The 16,414-nt window shown below is 57.6% G+C and carries 17 protein-coding genes, 1 tRNA gene and 1 pseudogene; 11 read left to right on the top strand and 8 right to left on the bottom strand.

The window, feature by feature from the left end:
* The first annotated feature begins 2 nt into the window (after positions 1-2).
* Positions 3-1,583 carry an ATP-binding protein gene (locus AAEO81_RS07380; RefSeq protein WP_341962576.1) on the top strand — a complete coding sequence of 527 codons (1,581 nt, stop codon included), beginning with the start codon at positions 3-5 and terminating at the stop codon, positions 1,581-1,583.
* 61 nt (positions 1,584-1,644) lie between these two features.
* Here the strand turns inward: AAEO81_RS07380 and AAEO81_RS07375 are convergent, their stop codons facing one another.
* The 3 genes from AAEO81_RS07375 to AAEO81_RS07365 all read right to left on the bottom strand — a co-directional run bounded on the left by AAEO81_RS07375 (position 1,645) and on the right by AAEO81_RS07365 (position 3,909).
* Positions 1,645-2,466 carry an alpha/beta hydrolase gene (locus AAEO81_RS07375; RefSeq protein ID WP_341964484.1) on the bottom strand — a complete coding sequence of 274 codons (822 nt, stop codon included), beginning with the start codon at positions 2,464-2,466 and terminating at the stop codon, positions 1,645-1,647.
* 266 nt (positions 2,467-2,732) lie between these two features.
* Positions 2,733-3,518 carry an alpha/beta hydrolase gene (locus AAEO81_RS07370; protein WP_341962574.1) on the bottom strand — a complete coding sequence of 262 codons (786 nt, stop codon included), beginning with the start codon at positions 3,516-3,518 and terminating at the stop codon, positions 2,733-2,735.
* Between the two features lie 73 nt (positions 3,519-3,591).
* Complete coding sequence (locus AAEO81_RS07365) at positions 3,592-3,909, bottom strand: hypothetical protein (RefSeq protein WP_341962572.1); 318 nt, start codon at positions 3,907-3,909, stop codon at positions 3,592-3,594.
* A 306-nt stretch (positions 3,910-4,215) separates the two neighbouring features.
* Between AAEO81_RS07365 and AAEO81_RS07360 the strand changes: the two genes are divergently transcribed.
* The 6 genes and pseudogenes from AAEO81_RS07360 to AAEO81_RS07335 all read left to right on the top strand — a co-directional run.
* Positions 4,216-5,103 (top strand): NAD(P)H-binding protein, encoded by an 888-nt coding sequence (locus tag AAEO81_RS07360; protein WP_341962570.1) that lies wholly within the window; start codon positions 4,216-4,218, stop codon positions 5,101-5,103.
* 170 nt (positions 5,104-5,273) lie between these two features.
* The gene (locus tag AAEO81_RS07355; RefSeq protein ID WP_341962568.1) at positions 5,274-5,861 is read left to right on the top strand and encodes a hypothetical protein; all 588 of its coding nucleotides are present in this window, start codon (positions 5,274-5,276) and stop codon (positions 5,859-5,861) included.
* Between the two features lie 236 nt (positions 5,862-6,097).
* Positions 6,098-6,475 carry a hypothetical protein gene (locus AAEO81_RS07350; protein ID WP_341962567.1) on the top strand — a complete coding sequence of 126 codons (378 nt, stop codon included), beginning with the start codon at positions 6,098-6,100 and terminating at the stop codon, positions 6,473-6,475.
* 149 nt (positions 6,476-6,624) lie between these two features.
* Positions 6,625-7,308, top strand: coding sequence for a methyl-accepting chemotaxis protein (locus AAEO81_RS07345; RefSeq protein ID WP_341962565.1), 684 nt, complete (start codon positions 6,625-6,627; stop codon positions 7,306-7,308).
* 9 nt (positions 7,309-7,317) lie between these two features.
* Positions 7,318-8,088, top strand: coding sequence for a TIGR03759 family integrating conjugative element protein (locus AAEO81_RS07340; RefSeq protein ID WP_341962564.1), 771 nt, complete (start codon positions 7,318-7,320; stop codon positions 8,086-8,088).
* Positions 8,058-8,801: pseudogene (locus tag AAEO81_RS07335) on the top strand (conjugal transfer protein TraG N-terminal domain-containing protein); the annotation flags it as partial. The gene AAEO81_RS07340 and the pseudogene AAEO81_RS07335, both read left to right, overlap by 31 nt.
* 34 nt (positions 8,802-8,835) lie before the next feature.
* Here AAEO81_RS07335 and AAEO81_RS07330 read toward each other — a convergent pair.
* Positions 8,836-9,201 (bottom strand): hypothetical protein, encoded by a 366-nt coding sequence (locus tag AAEO81_RS07330; RefSeq protein ID WP_341962562.1) that lies wholly within the window; start codon positions 9,199-9,201, stop codon positions 8,836-8,838.
* Between the two features lie 118 nt (positions 9,202-9,319).
* On the opposite strand from AAEO81_RS07330, the gene AAEO81_RS07325 reads away from it, so the two are divergent.
* The 4 genes from AAEO81_RS07325 (at position 9,320) to AAEO81_RS07310 (ending at position 13,560) form a co-directional block, all read left to right on the top strand.
* Positions 9,320-9,610 carry a type II toxin-antitoxin system ParD family antitoxin gene (locus AAEO81_RS07325; protein WP_341962560.1) on the top strand — a complete coding sequence of 97 codons (291 nt, stop codon included), beginning with the start codon at positions 9,320-9,322 and terminating at the stop codon, positions 9,608-9,610.
* Positions 9,607-9,969 carry a type II toxin-antitoxin system RelE/ParE family toxin gene (locus AAEO81_RS07320; RefSeq protein WP_341962558.1) on the top strand — a complete coding sequence of 121 codons (363 nt, stop codon included), beginning with the start codon at positions 9,607-9,609 and terminating at the stop codon, positions 9,967-9,969. The genes AAEO81_RS07325 and AAEO81_RS07320 overlap by 4 nt, the downstream gene beginning before the upstream one ends.
* A gap of 373 nt (positions 9,970-10,342) precedes the next feature.
* Positions 10,343-12,205, top strand: coding sequence for a MobH family relaxase (mobH, locus tag AAEO81_RS07315; RefSeq protein WP_341962556.1), 1,863 nt, complete (start codon positions 10,343-10,345; stop codon positions 12,203-12,205).
* Complete coding sequence (locus AAEO81_RS07310) at positions 12,205-13,560, top strand: site-specific integrase (RefSeq protein WP_341962554.1); 1,356 nt, start codon at positions 12,205-12,207, stop codon at positions 13,558-13,560. Before mobH ends, AAEO81_RS07310 begins: the two co-directional genes overlap by 1 nt.
* A gap of 367 nt (positions 13,561-13,927) precedes the next feature.
* Here the strand turns inward: AAEO81_RS07310 and AAEO81_RS07305 are convergent.
* The 4 genes from AAEO81_RS07305 to ybgF form a co-directional block, all read right to left on the bottom strand.
* Positions 13,928-14,003: transfer RNA gene (locus AAEO81_RS07305), tRNA-Lys, on the bottom strand.
* 63 nt (positions 14,004-14,066) lie between these two features.
* Positions 14,067-14,741, bottom strand: coding sequence for a 7-cyano-7-deazaguanine synthase QueC (gene queC / locus AAEO81_RS07300; RefSeq protein ID WP_341962552.1), 675 nt, complete (start codon positions 14,739-14,741; stop codon positions 14,067-14,069).
* A 16-nt stretch (positions 14,742-14,757) separates the two neighbouring features.
* On the bottom strand, positions 14,758-15,405 hold the full coding sequence (gene queE / locus AAEO81_RS07295) for a 7-carboxy-7-deazaguanine synthase QueE (protein ID WP_108120958.1): 648 nt from the start codon (positions 15,403-15,405) through the stop codon (positions 14,758-14,760).
* Between the two features lie 177 nt (positions 15,406-15,582).
* The gene (gene ybgF / locus AAEO81_RS07290) at positions 15,583-16,413 is read right to left on the bottom strand and encodes a tol-pal system protein YbgF (protein WP_341962550.1); all 831 of its coding nucleotides are present in this window, start codon (positions 16,411-16,413) and stop codon (positions 15,583-15,585) included.
* Position 16,414: the final 1 nt, after the last annotated feature.

Raw genomic sequence — 16,414 nt, 5'->3', positions numbered from 1 at the left:
AAATGACTCAACCCATCACCCTCGCCGAAGCCGAGGTATTCGAGCGCTTTCACGACGCGGTGTTTGTGCGTGACATGGAGGGAACCATCTGTTTCTGGAACTCCGCGTCGGCTGCGCTTTACGGCTGGCCCTCACATACGGCGCTGGGGGCGCACGCTCGTACGCTGCTCAAATGTAGGCACGAGCGCGAAGGACACGACACGGCAGACGACCGACTATTGGCGGATGGCTATTGGGAGGGCGAACTTTCCAGGCTCACGGGCACCGGCTCACGTCGTTTGGTGAACGCCCGCTGGTCGCTGCGCCGGGATGCCGACGGTCACCCGATTGGCATTCTGGAAACCGGTTACGACATCTCGCTGGCCAAAGAGACCGAGCAGCATCTGAAAGCCAGCGAGTATCGGTATCGCAACCTGTTTCAAGCCATGGCCGCCTCATTCTGGGAGCTGGATTTCACCGCAGTCGGCCCCAAGATCCGGGCCCTGCTCGACGCCGGGGTACGGGATCTCGAGGCGCATTTTCTGGCTCACCCACAAGTGGTACGCGACTTCATGCGCAGCACTCAGGTGGTGGACCTTAACGATCACAGCATTCGTCTGTTCGGTCGGGGAGATCGTACCGAGATGCTCGGAAACATCGATCGCTATTGGCCTGACGAGAGCATCCAGGTGTACGCCCGTTGCGTGGTCAAATCCCTCGCAGGGCATCCCAACAATATTGAAGTCACTCGCTTGCGCACCCTCGAAGGGAAAGAGTTCGAGTGCCTGTTCACGGCCTGCTTTTCCAGAGAGAACATCGCGCGCGGGGTGATTCTGATCGGCATCATCGACCTGTCGGAACTGGCAGCAGCGCGCCATGCGCTGGAGATCATGCAGACCGAACTGGCCCACGTGGCACGCATTTCGATCCTGGGCGAGTTGAGTGCGTCAATCACCCATGAGATCAATCAACCCCTTACCTCTATTTCGACGTATGCCCAGGCTGCACTGCGCTGGCTGCGACGGCCCGAGCCTGACTTGAAAGAAGTGGAGATTGCCTTGATGCAGATCGTCGATGAGGCCCAGCGCACCGACGACGTCATCACGCGCATTCGCGGCATGGCTCTGCGTCGACCTGCGCAAGAGTCGGACGTGGCGATCAACGACGTCATTCAGGACTCACTGCAATTCACCGACCATGAACTGCGCAAGCATGCCGTGCGCCTGACCACTGACCTGGCGGTCTCATTGCCGGCGGTGCGCGCTGACCGGGTGCTGCTGCAACAGGTGATCGTCAACCTGCTGATGAACGCTGCACAGGCGATGGCGTCTGCCGATTCACCTTCAAGGGAGCTGAATGTGCGCAGCGAATACCTGTCCAGCGGAGACATCAGGCTTCAGGTGCTGGACAGCGGACCGGGTATAGCGCCGGGACTGGAAGGCAAGCTGTTCGAAAGCTTCTTCACTACCAAGGCCACGGGCATGGGCATGGGTCTGCCGATATGCCGATCGATTGTGGAAGCTGCGGGTGGAGAGATTCAGCTGGCGAACAGATGTGATGGGCAGTCTGGGGCGAAGGTCACCCTGACGCTGCCGGCTTTATGACAGCCGCGGTGAGACGCCAGATAAAGGCCCTTCACTGCCTGGCAATGAAGGGCCTTGGGCATCAGGCCTTGATGAATGCCAGAAGATCCTCGTTGATGACTTCCGGATGCGTCGTGCACATGCCGTGCGGGTAGCCCTTGTAGACTTTCAGCGTGCCATTTTTCAGAAGCTTGATAGAAAGCTCCGCTGAGTCTGCAATCGGCACGATCTGATCGTCATCGCCGTGCAGGACCAGCACCGGCACGCTGATCTTTTTCAGGTCCTCGGTGAAGTCAGTTTCCGAGAATGCCTTGATGCAGTCGTAGTGGGCCTTGGCCCCACCCATCATGCCCTGACGCCACCAGTTTTCCTTGACGCCCTCGGACACTTTGGCGCCTTCACGGTTGTAGCCGTAGAACGGCACCGGCACGTCCTTGTAGAACTGCGCACGGTTAGCGGCGAGTGCCGACCGGAACCCGTCAAAGACATCGATCGGTAGACCGCCAGGGTTCTTCGCCGACTTGACCATGATCGGCGGCACTGCGCCAATCAACACCGCCTTGGCCACCCGACCCGCGCCATGTTGAGCGACGTAGCGCGCCACCTCGCCGCCACCGGTTGAGTGACCGATGTGTACGGCATTCTTCAATTTGAGATGCGTGACCAGCGCAGCGACGTCTGCCGCGTAAGTGTCCATGTCGTTGCCCGTGGAGGTCTGGGTCGAGCGCCCATGACCGCGACGGTCGTGGGCAATGACCCGATAGCCTTTGGAGACGAAGAACAGCATCTGGGCATCCCAGTCATCGGAGCTGAGCGGCCAGCCATGGTGAAACACGATGGGCTGCCCCGAACCCCAGTCCTTGTAGAAAATTTCTGTGCCGTCTGAGGTGGTGAAGCTCGTCATGTCATTGCGTCCTTCTTTGGGAGTCGCCGCTGTGGCGGCCTGAGCGCCAGTCGCGCCCATGACCATTGCTGAAAGTGAGCCCGCAGCCAGCGCCGTCGCGCCGACCTTGAGCACCTGCCTGCGTGAGCTCGATGGTGTGTTGGGGGTGTCAGACACAGTCGTTACCTCTCTTGGGTCGTAAACGAAAGTCATCAGGGGTGGGCGCCAACGGTGCCCACCGTAATGTCGGGAAGATTGATCGGCGCGCGAAGTAACTGAGGCGCGTGTCAGTGCGCCTTTGCAGCAACTTCAATGAGATTGGCGACAGGTCCCGGGTTCGAAATCATGACCACGTGAGACGCCCCTTTGACGACCACTGTGCTCTTGGATTTTGCCCGCTCGGCCATGAACTTCATGGCCGCCGGCGGGATGTTCAGGTCCTTGTCGCCGTAGATCCACCATGACGGGATGGTTTTCCAGGCAGGATCGGTGGCGGGTTCATTCAGGGCCGCTTCTGTCACCGGACGCTGAGCCGCCGCCATCAGGCGAGCCTGTGCGAGCGGAACGTCAGCGGCAAACTGAGCTGGGAATTTATCCTGCTGAATGTAAAGGTCCTTGCCGCCCCCTTCGAGCGGCACAGGAGCGCCCAAGGTTGGGCCAAGGGTCGCGCCTGGGAACTTGCCGGTCAGGGCGACGGCGCTCTCCCCGGTATCCGGTGCGAACGCGGCCACGTAGACCAGCGCCTTGATATTCGCCTGACCGTAGGCTGCTTCGCTGATGACCGGCCCGCCATAAGAATGCCCTACCAGCACCACCGGGCCCTTGATGCTTTTAACCAGGCTGGCCACCGACGCAGCGTCGCCCTTCACACTACGCAACGGGTTGGCAGCGGCGATCGTGGTGTAACCATCCTTCTGTAAAAGTTTGATGACCCCATTCCAACTGCTGGATCCAGCAAATGCGCCGTGAACCAGCACGATGGTAGGCTTTGCAGCGTCCGCCAAGGCGGAAGTCGACGCATAAGTGGCGGCAACCAGCACTAGTATCTTCAGAAGCTCTGGAGTCTTTTTCATACAACGGTCCTTTGTGGTTCGCATGAGGTGATGTGAAAACCCTTCTGCGCTGCCGTGCGCATACTGCCGGGCATCAATTGACGCCGTGTGAGAGTTCAGCGCTGTTGGCTTCGCACACCTTTATTGAGAGCAAAGCGTTTTGGGCGATCAGTGTGTCGAAGGCGGGTTGGAACAGGTGCTCGAAACTGGCTCGCATCGCATCGATTGAGTTCCAGGCGCAGTGAATGGCCCAACGCCCTACAGGGCGCTCTGCGGTGTCCAGTTGGCAGCACACACAACCAACTGAGGTTTTAAGACGCGCAACCGATTCCTGCATCAGGTGCCCACAGGCTTGGGAGAAGCACTCGCGGGTATGAATCAGAACGACTTTTTCCAACGTATCGGTGTTCATTGGATTCCCCGCTGGATGGCCAGTGCCGAGTCATCAAGCCGCCGAGGGGGCAGCGCAAGGAAATGCTCGAGCTGATCGTATGATCTTGCGCGTAGGGGCGGTGCGCCATTATCGGTTCGCATAGGCAACCCACACCATGGTATGAGGTATCAGCAGGGGGTATCGCCGATTCACAGGCTTCACATCGAGGCAGTGGGCGACTGAGACCTGAGCAGGTCGTGGCAGGAATCACGACGCTTTTCGTCGTTTTATTTTCAAATCCCCAACGGCACGATGTGGCGGACCTCCTCCTGGGAAATCGCCGCCATGACTGTTTCACCGTCCAACCTTCGCGCCGCACACACGCCTCGCATCGCCATTTCCGGCGCCACCGGCCGGGTCGGTGCGCAGTTGATCAATAGTCTGATCAGCGACCCTGTCAAGCTCCTCGCTCTCACGCGAACGCCGGCCAAAACCCGGTTTCCATCCGGAGTCGACGTCGCGAGCATTGACTTCGACCAGCCGGACACACTGCCCCAGGCACTTGATGGCGTCGACACGATGTTCCTGGCACACGGCACTTCAGATCGCCAGGTCGACAATGAAATTGCACTGATTGACGCGGCGGTCGTGGCGGGCGTGACGCATATCGTCAAGCTCTCGGCGATGGGGCCGGCGACACCGCTCAACCCATTCGCCTGGCACATGCGCATCGAGGCCCATCTGGCGATCCAGCCTGTGGCATCTACCGTTCTGCGGCCCACGGCCTTCGCTGACGTACTCAAACGCGCTGGGGCTCAGGTGGCGAATGGAACCTGGGGCGGATCGGCAGGCAACGGAGCAGTCAACTTCATCGACACCCGGGATGTCGCGCAGGCCGCCAGGGTCGCCTTGCTCGAAGAGGTCAGTACGCGCTCCCAGCGGGCTTATCACCTGACAGGGCCTCGCGCCTGGACGATGCAAGACATTGCTGCTGAGCTGACCCGCCTGCTACAGCGGCCGGTTGCTTACCATCAGCGCTCTGCAACCGAGCATCGCGCAATGCTGATCAGAGAAGGCGCATCAGCGCTGATGGCCGATCTTCTGAGCGGTATGGACTTGATGTATCACGAATCGGCGCTGTCGGAGATCACCTTGACTGTTGAACAGATGACAGGCCAATCGCCGCGCGATTTATCAGACTGGTTGATCGAGAACATCAGCCTGTTCCGCTGATGCTTTGTAATTCAGATACGAACGTCGTGCAGGCTGGGCACCGATCCTTTCACACCAAGGTATAGCTGAGCTGTATTCAGGTAGGAGTGAGCCCCGAGGCAAACTGGCTTATCGTTTTCCCCACGCCAGATTTCGATCAACGCTCACATCGATTGCGAGGGCCATTCGTCATGGACAGTTGGAACACACGCCATCCAAGCGACTCTCTCGGTCTTGTGGCCACCCGACATGCCACGCTGAGTTCGACCCAGACATGCGAACGTATCGCACTGCTGGAGTTGCTACAGCAACACCTGACGACCACCGTCCAGTTGCACCAGTACGTCCACAGCCTGGAAATCAGGCTGCGCAATGTGAGCTTTGTCGACGTCCGGGAGTTGTTCCATCGCATCGGGGTTGCCACCGAGCATTGCTCGGCATTTCTCGATGAGCGGATTCGCGACATGGGCGGCGCGATGCAACTGCAACGGCAGATCGTCAACGCGCTGAGGCTGAATCAGGACGATCGCTGGTACGAATTGAGTTTCGCAGCTTGCATCGATCAGATCACCCAACGAACACATGCTTTGATGGCGTTTTCAGCTCAGGCCAAAAGATTGATGGATCGCGCCGTCATCAGTGGCGATTACAACAGCCTGCATGTCATGACCGACTGCGTCTATCAGATCAGCCAACTGGTGGCGCTGATCCAGATCCATATCCCTCTGGAGCCGCTGGCAATTGCCAAACAGGCTTCAGCCCGATCAGAAAGAGGATGAACCAGCAGGCTTGTCGGTGAGTTCTGACGCAACGCCAGACGCAACACTCTCTCGCTTGAGAGAACCATCACCTGGAATAAAGGCTGACGAAGGCAGGGTGAACACATGCGACTCCCCGCTTGATGGCGTTACTGAGCGTCTGCTATGGGTCGAAAGCAGTCGTTGCATTTGGTACGAGAAATCAGCTTTCCAAGCTAAACACTAACGCAGTCCTAGCTAGCGGACGATGCTGATTCTTGGTGAGTTACGAGGCGTGGATCAAACTATCGCCGCAAAACCAAACCCAGGCCAGCAACTATTTTTTCAATGCAACTGGCCAACGAGCTGAACATGATTGCACTCGGTCCGCTATCTCGGCGGAATTCATTGGGAGCAAGCGGATCATGTCAGGAAAACTCATCTGGTTTGTCGGCAGTTCCGTCACGATTCTGGTTGGCCTGCTGATCATGTCAGATGGTCAGCGGTTGCTGCGGCATGTACGTGTTGCACAAGCACTGATCGCTCAAGGCGTACCTGAGCCTGAGGCGATGGAGCGTTCAGGGGCCAATCATTGGAGTCAGCCATTCATATTGCGCATATGGAAGAAATACCCGCCGTTACCGGAAGGATGGTGACTATTGGCACTGGGATCAGCAGTCCGGCACCGTGCCATGTTGTGCACCCGAGTTACTGAGAAAAATTCCCGGTTGCCCTGAAACGCATTTCTTACGGCCCAACTGGCGCTGATTTGAGAGCCTGTCCTCGCTTTCGCGCGAGGACGACTATGAAGCTTTCATTCCCTACCCGGACAAAACTGACGCTCGGCTTCTGCCTACTGGTAACAGCCGGCATGCTCACCTACCAACACATCCAAATCTCACTGCTGCAAGATCGCGTCGGTCAATCCGCCGATCAAGGCTCGCTCGATACCGTCCTGTCCAAGCTGGAACAGGTCGACGAAAAGCTGATGGCAGCCGATGGGAAAGAACCAGTAAGCGATAAGGATTTCCGAGCCGCACAACACGCATTATCAAACCGCCTGGACGCCGCTCACGACTTGGCAAAGCAGGCGATGGAATCAGTGGAGAAACTGAGGCAGAACGCTGCCTCAGTTGAAGACCTGATGCTGCTCAAAGCCAGTGTGGAGAACATGAACGCTGTGCTAATCGAGCTCAAAAGCGTTCAGCTTAACCCTGTCGCTGCATCGCCCCGCGCGGCGCGCACTGAGCGCACTCGAGTCAAACCTAAACCCTCCTCTCCACCATTTGAGGTGATCGGAATCGAGTATCGCGGAGGCCAAGAGTTCTTGGCCGTAGCCCCTTCCGGCAGCACGCAGTTGAGCCAAGTCGATTTGGTTCGTCCCGGTGACACGGTCATGTCGTCGGCATGGAAACTCCGCGCGCTGGAGGGCACGTCTGCGCGCTTCGATATCGCTGGTGTTTCGCACACGATTGCGCTCGCGCCTTAGGAGGTTGTCATGACGTATGCAAAACACCGCCGATTTCCACCTCGTTTCAGGTTGGCGCCTATTGTCGTCACGCTGCTGAGCGGGGCGCTCAGTCCGGGTATAGCGACAGCCAATGAGTCCACGGGCACGGCTTCCCGCAGCAGCATCGAGAGAGAATCTGCCCAAGGCATCATCCAGCAAGGAACACCCGGTGACTGGGGCCTCACCCCGCAAGAATGGACCCGGTACAAAGACATAATGCGAGGCCCACGCGGCGTTTACTCACCTGGGCTTGATCCGCTGACGGCGCTCGGTATCGAGGCTAGTTCCGCAGAAGACCGTCGCCGGTATGCAGAGTTGCAGGTCCAGGCCGAACGCCGGCGCATCGACAAGGAGCTGGCATACCAGCGCGCCTACGACCAGGCCTTTGCTCGCCTCTACCCCGACGAGAAGGTGATCCAGATCTCCTCCCCTCAGTCTTCCCCGGTCACAGCCAGGTCGATGCTAAAAAGCGACGGGCGTTTGGCTGTGTTCGTCGAAGAAAACTGCACTGCATGCATCACCCGCGTCCAGGATTTGCAGAAGAACAAGCAGGCTTTCGACCTGTATTTCGTGGGTGGCGAAGACGATGACGAGCGGATACGCCGTTGGGCCATTCTGGCTGGAATTGACCCTGCGAAGGTTCGTAGTCGTCAGGTCACGCTCAACCACGACGGTGGGCGTTGGCTCAGTCTTGGGCTGGGCGGCAGCCTGCCAGCGCTGGTGAGGGACAAGGGTGGGCGGATGGCGGGATCGGATTGAAAGACAGGATTCAGGAGCAGATTGATCCTGACCTGACGACGCGCTTCCTTGGTTGGGCAAAATGGTTATCCAGAGACGAAGTCACGGAGTCCCTGATACGGGAGATTGCCTCACCGTCGAAGCAGGTTCAAGGCGACGTGTATTCAGACTACGGCGGCTAAGTTGGCGGCACCGTCTGGAATGGATTGGCACGTGCGGGAGGCACTTTGGGTGTCGCACTGGGATCGCTCGGCTACTTCCCCGCGATGGACATGGTGCGCCAGGCCCTTCCTATGGTGATGGCATTCTTGAAGATGGCGATGGTCGTCAGCATGCCGATGGTTTTGGTCGTAGGGGCCTACCAGCTCAAAACAGCCATGACGATGACAGTGGTCTTCTTCTCTCTAATCTTCGTGGACTTCTGGTTCCAGCTGGCGCGGTGGGTCGATACCACCATCCTAGAGGCGCTGTATGGGGTGGGCTCGCCACATTTGAGTCTTGATCCGGTGATGGGGCTGAACACCGCGACTCAGGACGCCATCCTCAACTTTGTGATGGGCGCAATGTTCTTGATCTTGCCCGCATTTTGGGTCACCGCACTGGGGTGGGCCGGATTGAGCGCAGGATCGGTATTAGAGGGTCTTACCAGCGGAACAAGGGATGTGAAGGCTTCCGGGGAAAGAGCAGGCGGGCTTGCACAAAGTGGTGTCAAGGCTGTGGCCAGTAAGGACTGATCACGCCGACCAATGTGCCGATGCCGCAACCCCATCAATCCCCATCAAAAGGGTTTGAGGAGCCGCAGAAATTCCCATATGCATCGTAGTAACCGAAACCATCTGGACCATCCCTCGGAATGCTTGGATGGGGCGAAAAGTCCGCGCCACTGTCGCGGCTTGGCTGCCCTATACCAGACCTCACCACCAGCGCGCCCAGCATGACCAGAACGCTTAGGGTTATGAGGGCTTTAGCCAACTCAACCTTGAAGGTGAATACGGTGGCCATCAGCAACACTGCAATCGCCGCTCGTTTGAGCCAACGGACTGTAGCGTTTTTGTCGAAGAGCAGAAACAACACCACAGAGCCAATCTTCAACCCCAACTGCTCAGCAAAGCTCACGGAAGTTTTCGTTTCCATCAGAACCTCATCTCCTTTCCTTGGAAGCACTTAGGGTATGTATACGTCGAGAATGACGCTCCCGCAAGTCGTATGGCATATTATGCCAACCCGATCTCTCTTATCTGCGGAGCACATCATGGCCACCCGAAATGTCGTTCTCACCGACCACCTTGAGAAGGTTGTGAATGACTTGGTCCTTTCAGGACGGTACCAGAACGCCAGTGAAGTGCTCCGCGAAGGCCTGCGGCTTCTGGAGAAACGCGAGGCGGAAGAAGCCGCCAAGCTCGAGGCGCTTCGGCAGGCAACATCGCTGGGGATAATGGATCTGGAGAACGGTCGCTTCGTCGAGGTAAGCGGCGACGAGCTCGACGGACTGCTGGACGACATCGGCAACCAGGTCTCAGGCTCGGTTGGAGACAAGCATTGAGCAATCCGCGATACCGCATTTCTCAGACAGCGTTATCTGACATCACGGATATTTTGAGGCACTCGCAGGTTCAGTTCGGCAGTGACGCAAGGCTTCGTTACCAGGCACTGCTACAAGCCGCTATCGGAGATATCGCGCGAACGCCGGCCAGAATTGGCAGCAGCATACGGGATGAAATCGCGCCCGGCCTTCGAAGTTTTCACCTCATCTACTCCCGAACTCGTGCTGCAACAGTGCATGGGTTAGTGCAAAAACCTCGACACGTCGTCTTCTACCGCGTCGCAAATGATCATGTAATCGAGATCGTCCGAATCCTTCATGACGCGATGGAAGCCAGGCTTCATCTGCCTGAGGTGTGACCGACTAAAAGGCCCACCGGCAAAGGGTTTCGAGGCGAAGGGAATGGTTTGCCAAGGGTAAAAGCCCTACCTGAAAGGGCTTGCTTCGCAAAAGGCTGGCCCCCTTGTCGATCCGACACACTTGGCGTGAATCGCTACAGAAATCATCCTTGCGCCTGTAGGAAAGGCGGAATTAAGCCCACCCACTCTGTAGGACATTCCGTACGGAAGACCCGGAAACATCCTCTATACGCCCTCATTTGCAGCGCCCCAAACTCGATTGACTGGGTAGTGCCCCTCGAAATAGGTGACGACGCGAGTAATGATTTCCCGTTGAACTCCTCCCCTTGGATAGAGGAAAAGCCAGCCCCGTAACGACTCTCTGGAGCTGGGCATGTTTTCTCTATTTCGCCGAAACAAGGTAGCGCCTGACCACACGTTGTCGGCCGATGGATTTGTTCCGTCGGAAGACAGTCACGCCTTGTTGGCGTCACCGCGCAGGCAGGCGCTGTTGGAAAACATCTGGCAGCGCGCATCGCTGTCCCGGCAGCAATTCCAGACGTTGTATCGCAAGCCTTTGCACCGCTATGCCGATCTGGTCCAGCAGCTTCCGGCGTCGGAGAACCATCACCATGCGCACCTTGGCGGGATGCTCGATCACGGACTGGAGATCGTTGCTTACGCCTTGAAGATTCGCCAGTCGTACCTGCTGCCGATTGGGGCCCCACCTGAGTCTCAATCGGCACAAGCGGAAGCGTGGACTGCCGCAGCCGCCTATGGTGCGCTTCTGCATGACATAGGGAAGCTCGTCACGGATATCCAGGTTGAACGTCAAGACGGTAGCGCTTGGCACCCGTGGCACGGTCCGCTCAGAACGCCCTACCGCTTTCGCTACGTGAAGGGTCGTGACTACCACTTGCATGGAGCGGCGGCAGCGCTCATCTACACGCAGATTCTGTCGCCGGACATCCTCGACTGGCTCACCGGGTTCGGCGAGGCATGGTCGCACCTGATCTTCGTTCTGGCCGGACAGTACGAAAGAGCCGGCATTCTTGGCGAGATCGTCATTCGCGCAGATCAGGCGTCGGTCGCGCAGGAGCTAGGCGGCAATCCTTCCCGCGCATTGGCAGCCCCCAAACAGTCGCTGCAGCGGCAACTCGCAGATGGTCTGCGTCATCTGGTGCGAGACCGGTTCAAGCTGAACCAGCCCGACGGTCCCTCGGACGGCTGGCTTACGGACGATGCGTTATGGCTGGTGAGCAAGCCGATCGCCGACCAGCTCCGCGCCTATTTGCTCACCCAGGGAATTGAGGGTGTGCCTAGCTCCAACGCCCCATTCTTCAACATGCTGCAAGATCAAGGGATCATCCAGACCAATGTTCAGGACAAAGCGATCTGGAAGGTGGCCATCGACAATGGCAAAGGCTGGAAGAACACCCTCACCCTGCTCAAGCTTTCACCCGCGCTGATCTGGAACGACCCCGGCGATCGCCCTCCTGCTTACGTTGGAACACTGACTGTGGAAACGGCTGCCGCGACCGAAACCACGGACGAGAACGTCAGCTTTCCATCGAAACAGGCAACACCCTCGAATGAATCCCCCCAAACGGATGCGTCAGATTCGACAAATCATTCAGAGCTACCTCAGCCGGGACCCTGCGTTGATCCAGCGGAGATCGCCGCCTTGCTCGGCCTTCTCGACGGCATAGACACGCCAAACACATCGCCGGACGACTCAGCTTTGCTGGCCAAAGCTGAATCGACCATTCAAGAAGATGCCACTGCCACGGGCGATCCGGCAATCGCCGATGCATCTGCAGAACAGCTCGATGAAGCGCCGTCGATGCAGACCGTCGATATAGGTCAAGGGTTCGTGGACTGGCTCAGAACAGGACTCGCTTCCCGACGAATCATCATCAATGACACCAAGGCTTTGGTGCACACCGTGGCTGGCACCGCGATGCTGGTCACGCCGGGAATCTTCAAACGTTTCGTGCAGGAGTTTCCTGCTCTGGAAGCGCAGGCAAAAGCACGAAACGTCAACGCTTGGCAGTTAGTACAACGAGCCTTCGAAAAACAAAAATTGCACCTCAAAACGGAGAAGAGCTTGAACATTTGGACGTGCACCGTCACGGGCCCCAGAAGCACCAAACAGCTGAAAGGCTATTTGCTTAAGGACCCTCTCACCGTCTTTGTCGACGTCCCTTTCGACAACCCCAGCCTTAGCGTAGAAATGCCCGTATCGGAGAAAGTCTGATGAACACTCCGATGGAACTCGCGAAGGACTATATCTTTACGCATGTGCTAAGACAGGCATCAGCGGGCACCTACCTGTCTGCCACCCGAGCGTTGCTCAGGCATTTCGGAGAGGACTGCACCGTTGAATCCATCAATCACCGAGCGATCCTGGAATGGCGCCGCAAGGAGCTCGATCGGGGACTCGCCAAACAAAGCTGGAATACCTATTCGAACCACCTGCGCACGGTTTGGGGTTATGCCATCGAGCAGGGAACGCTGGCACACAGCGCCATCAACCCCTTTCGAAAAACAGCGGTGATCCCACCGAGACGTCCTAGTAAAACCATCGTACGTGACGGCATCCGACATGCTCGCGAATGGCTGAAAACGCTGGTGGCTGAAGAGCGTCGGACGGGTAGACGCAGCAGGATTACCCCCGCCTGGTTCTGGCTCGCCGTCTTTGAGATGTTCTACTACACCGGCGTCCGGCTCAACGCGCTGCTGAGCATCCGCGTCAAGGATATTGACTGGGACAGCCGAATGATCATGGTCGAAGCTGATACCGAAAAGACCCATCGGCAGTTTTCGATCCCTATCATGCCGGGGCTGGAGCCGCATATTCGACGCTTACTGGATGCCGCTGAGGCGTTGGGGTTCGGATCGGATGATCAATTGTTCAACGTGAATCGGTTTTCCAGGCATTACCGCTCCGTGACCATGAATACCGATCAGGTCGAGGGAATGTACAAGAAGATCACCCAACACCTTGGCATCCGCATGACGCCACATCGCTTCCGTCACACCCTTGCTACGGATCTGATGAGGCAGCCGGAGCGAAACATTCACCTGACGAAGAGCCTGCTCAATCATTCGAACATCGCCACTACGCTTAGCTACATCGAGGTGGACTACGAGCACATGCGATCGGTCCTCCATGACAGAAGCCTGAAGCAGGGAGCAATAACGTTCGAGCGGCGTGTCGACGAATACGTGCCCATTCCTCCGCCTCCTGTACCGACCCTCCCACCGGTGGCTACAGTGGCCGAGTTGCCTGAGCCTGTTGCAGCACTTGCGATCGTGGACCAGCTATCAACTCTTGAAAGCCCTGAAGAGCTCAGCGCTATTGAGGTGAAGAGTGCAGGCTCAAAGCTACTGACGCATGTTGCCAGTCTCGACTCGGAGCGCTACAGCCTTGAACAGGCGCTGCAACCGGCCGGAACGGGTTTGAGCCATGAGTTAACGTGGGACGGACCAGGGACCTGGTGGGAAGAGCTTGGAATACCAACGGTATCACCTGAAGGTGAAATGTCCGAGCATTCGTTGCTGCTGACGCTGATGGTCACTCGGGTCGGGATCAAATCGTATAGCTGGTGATTGCAAAAACGCGTCAGCTAAAGATCCTAAATTTGCAGGCGCTGACGCAGCACCTGCAAAAGTGCAGGCAAGCCCATCCTCAACTCCTCTACTCCGGGCTTTCGGAACATCTCGTCCAGCCCAGCATTACCACTTTTTTCGCCCCGAAACGGCTACTTTCGTTGACAAAGAGCTGCGTGTTCGTCCAAGTGAGCCACCTGATCAATATTGACATCACGGCATCGCGAAACTAAGGTTCGCCTCAGACGGCTGCATGTCTGCACCTCGGCGAATGCTTCAATCTGCCTCCAGACCTTAGCCCCACTTTGCTTCAGACGAAAAAAAACCCGAGAATTCACACTTTCGTGGACCTCTCGGGTTTCGAAGATGGTGGGTCGTGTGGGATTCGAACCTACGACCAATTGGTTAAAAGCCAACTGCTCTACCAACTGAGCTAACGACCCGCTTCGTGGTGGCGCGTATATTACTGATTTTTCTCAGTAATTCAACACCCTTTTTTAAAAAATTTAAAAATAACGCGTCGGGTCGGTGATTCCGGCCGCTGCGAAGCCTTCTGAGCGCAGCCGGCAGCTGTCGCATTTACCGCAGGCGCGGCCTTGATCGTCCGCTTGATAGCAGGAAACCGTCAGCCCGTAATCGACGCCCAGACGCGTGCCTGCCTTGACGATGTCGGCTTTGCTCAGCATCTGCAACGGGGCTTGAATGGTGAAACCTTGCCCTTCTACGCCCGCTTTGGTCGCGAGGTTGGCCATGCGCTCGAAGGACTCGACGAATTCGGGGCGGCAATCCGGATAGCCAGAGTAATCGACAGCGTTGACGCCAATGAAGATGTCACGTGCGCCAAGGACTTCGGCCCAGCCCAATGCCAACGACAGAAAGACCGTGTTGCGCGCGGGAACGTAGGTGACGGGGATGCCTTCGCCAGGCGTTTCAGGCACGGCAATGCTGCTGTCGGTGAGAGCCGAGCCGCCGATGCCGTTCAGGTTCAGGCCGATCACTTTGTGCTCGACCACGCCCAGATCCTTCGCCACACGCTCTGCCGCTTGCAGCTCGGCACGATGACGCTGGCCATAGTCGAAGCTCATGGTGTAGCAGGTGTAGCCGTCGGCTTTCGCCATTGCGACCACGGTGGCCGAGTCCAGGCCGCCAGACAGCAGGATTACTGCGCGTTTCTCAGTCATTGTGTGCTCACTCATCTCAGCGCCCCGGCTCATCGTTCCAGAGGATTTTATGGAGCTGCAGCTGCAGGCGCACCGGCAGGTTGTCGGCAACGATCCAGTCGGCGAGGTCTCGAACGTTCAGATCGCGATGCACCGGAGAAAACAGCACTTCCCCTGCTCGGCGGTCCAGACCGTACTGGATGATCTTTGAGACCGCCCAGTCGTAGTCTTCCCGCGAGCAGATGACGAACTTGATCTGGTCGTTCGGGGTCAGGAGTTCGATATTCTCATAGCGATTGCGCGCGACTTCTTTCGAGCCTGGCGTTTTCAGATCGACCACGCGGCTGACGCGAGGGTCAACCTTGGAAATGTCCAGTGCGCCACTGGTCTCCAGCGACACTTCGTAGCCGGCATCGCATAACCGCTGAAGCAGTGGAATGGCGTTGGGTTGGGCTAGAGGCTCGCCGCCGGTCACGCAGACGTAGCGCGGGCGGTAGCTGGCGACTTGCTCCATGAGCGAATCGAGGGTCTGAATCGTGCCGCCTGTGAACGCGTATTCGCTGTCGCAATAGCCGCAACGCAGGGGGCAACCGGTGAGACGCACAAATACGGTAGGCAAGCCTGCTGTGCGCGTTTCACCCTGTAACGAGTAAAAAACTTCGGTGATGCGTAATGTGTCTTGCATAGGGGCCACGGGCGTAACGGCTAAACAGGCCATCCGCCTCCGTCAGGCACTTCTGTGCACCCTGCGCTCGCAGAATCCAAAGAAGCGTAATCAATACCGGAATTTCGGGTGCGAGATTCTAACGAAAAAAGCCGCGCAACGCGCGGCTTTCTTGAATCGAGGGTCAATCACTTGGTGTCAGAGGCGTTGAAGATCGCGCTGAGCCAGCTGTGCTGCCGATGTCCCAGGGTACTGGGCAACGACCTGCTGCAGAATGCCTTTGACCTTGTCGGTATGACCCAGGCGGCGCTCCACATCAGCGAGCTTGTACAACGAATCAGGCACCTTTGCGTGCTTTGGGTACAACTGACTCACTTTGGCGAAGGCCTGACCGGCACCTTGCAGATCGCCTTTGGCCAGATTTACTTCACCCAGCCAGTACTGGGCATTGCCCGCGTATTGGCTATTTGGGTATTTACGCAAAAAAGCAGAGAACGCTTGGCTGGCCTTGTCGAAATCCTTGGCCTTGATCAGGTCGAAAGCAGCGTCGTAGTAGAGCTTTTCTTTCGCCGGGTCACCCGGTTCTGTACTGGTCTGAGGGGCCTGTGCGGCAGATGCGCCGCCAGCAGGTGCTACAGGGGCTCCGCCGGCGTTGACGCCACCGTCGGAAGCTGAATTATTGGCAGGTGCGGCAGGTGCGCCACCCGCTCCGATGCGAGAGTCGAGGTCCTTGTAACGATCCAGCGCTTCTTGCTTCATCTGCTGGATATCGTTCTGCTGGACTTCAACGATTCCACGCAAGCGCGAAATTTCATCCTGCATTTGTTGCAGCTGCATGAACAGCTGACCTTGCGCCGAAGGCTGGGCCGTAGCCCCACCTCCGGCGTAGGCGCCCGCCGTACCATAACCCGATGGCGGATAACTGCTGCCAGCAGAGCCAGAGTTGTCATCGACCACAGGAACCGCACCCATCGCTGCAAGAGGAAGGGTGAGAGCCAAAACGGTTAAAGCACGGCGGCACGTTCGCATG

This window comes from Pseudomonas sp. RC10 (assembly GCF_038397775.1).
In the GTDB taxonomy this organism is placed as follows: domain Bacteria; phylum Pseudomonadota; class Gammaproteobacteria; order Pseudomonadales; family Pseudomonadaceae; genus Aquipseudomonas; species Aquipseudomonas bambusae.
The sequence above is the reverse complement of the archived record's forward strand: the minus strand, read 5'-3'. Positions and strand labels throughout refer to the sequence as shown.